1 protein-coding gene is annotated in these 1,567 nt (G+C 60.8%); it reads right to left on the bottom strand.

Annotated features, from left to right (window positions below; all coding sequences use genetic code 11):
* Window positions 1-1,567 (bottom strand): beta strand repeat-containing protein (locus UB23_RS21770; protein WP_045061354.1); only part of this gene is annotated, 1,567 nt, incomplete at both ends.

Genomic DNA, 1,567 nt, shown 5'->3' with positions numbered 1-1,567 from the left:
TGCTACCGGAACCGTCGGTGACGGTGTAGCTGACCACTGGCACGCTGCCGTTGTAGTTGGCAGCCGGAGTAAAGGTGTACGCCCCGTTCGTCCCAATCACCAAGGTGCCGACATTGGCGATAGTCGCCGTACTGCCGGCGGTGTAGGTGTTCGCACCGATGGTGAAGTTGACCACGGTCACGTCGCCGTCGACGCTCGAGGTGCCAGTCAGCACGCTGCCGGTAACGGCAGTGTCTTCCAGGGTGGAGACCGTTTCGCTGGCATCGGTGAAGTTGTCATCAACCGGAGTGACGCTGATGTTCAGGGTCGAAGTGACATTGCTACCGGAACCGTCAGTGAGGGTGTAGCTGACCTCAGGCACTGTGCCGTTGTAGTTGGCAGCTGGGGTGAAGGTGTACGCCCCGTTCGCCCCGATCACCAGGGTGCCGACATTGGCGATGGTCGCGGTGCTACCAGCGGTGTAAGTGCTCGTGCCGATGGTGAAGTTGACCACGGTCACGTCGCCGTCGACGCTCGAGGTGCCAGTCAGCACGCTGCCGGTAACGGCAGTGTCTTCAAGGGTGGACACGGTTTCGCTGGCATCGGTGAAGTTGTCATCAACCGGGGTGACGCTGATGTTCAGAGTCGAAGTGACATTGCTACCGGAACCGTCGGTGACGGTGTAGCTGACCACTGGAACGGTGCCGTTGTAGTTGGCGGCCGGAGTAAAGGTGTAGGCGCCATTGGCCGCAATGACCAAGGTGCCGACATTGGCGATGGTCGCGGTGCTACCAGCGGTGTAAGTGCTAGTGCCGATAGTGAAGTTGACCACAGTCACATCGCCGTCGACGCTCGAGGTGCCAGTGAGGACGCTGCCGGTAACGGCGGTGTCTTCCAGGGTGGAGACGGTTTCGCTGGCATCGGTGAAGCTGTCATCAACCGGAGTGACGCTGATATTCAGGGTCGAGGTGACATTGCTACCGGAACCGTCGGTGACGGTGTAGCTGACCACTGGAACGGTGCCGTTGTAGTTAGTGGCTGGGGTGAAGGTGTACGCCCCGTTCGCGCCGATCACCAGGGTGCCGACATTAGCGATAGTCGCGGTGCTGCCGGCGGTGTAGGTGTCCGCACCGATGGTGAAGTTGACCACGGTCACGTCGCCGTCGACGCTCGAGGTACCCGTGAGGACGCTGCCGGTAACGGCAGTGTCTTCCAGGGTGGAGACCGTTTCGCTGGCATCGGTGAAGTTGTCATCGACCGGGGTGACGCTGATGTTCAGGGTCGAAGTGACATTGCTACCGGAACCGTCGGTGACGGTGTAGCTGACCACTGGCACGCTGCCGTTGTAGTTGGCAGCCGGAGTAAAGGTGTACGCCCCGTTCGTCCCAATCACCAAGGTGCCGACATTGGCGATAGTCGCGGTGCTACCAGCGGTGTAAGTGCTCGTGCCGATGGTGAAGTTGACCACGGTCACGTCGCCGTCGACGCTCGAGGTACCAGTGAGGACGCTGCCGGTCACGGCAGTGTCTTCAAGGGTGGACACGGTTTCGCTGGCATCGGTGAAGTTGTCATCGACCGGGGTGACGCT

This window comes from Pseudomonas sp. ES3-33 (assembly GCF_000952175.1).
GTDB classification, from domain to species: domain Bacteria; phylum Pseudomonadota; class Gammaproteobacteria; order Pseudomonadales; family Pseudomonadaceae; genus Aquipseudomonas; species Aquipseudomonas gregormendelii.
Note: the sequence above shows the minus strand (reverse complement) of the source record. Positions and strands in the feature narration are given on the sequence as shown.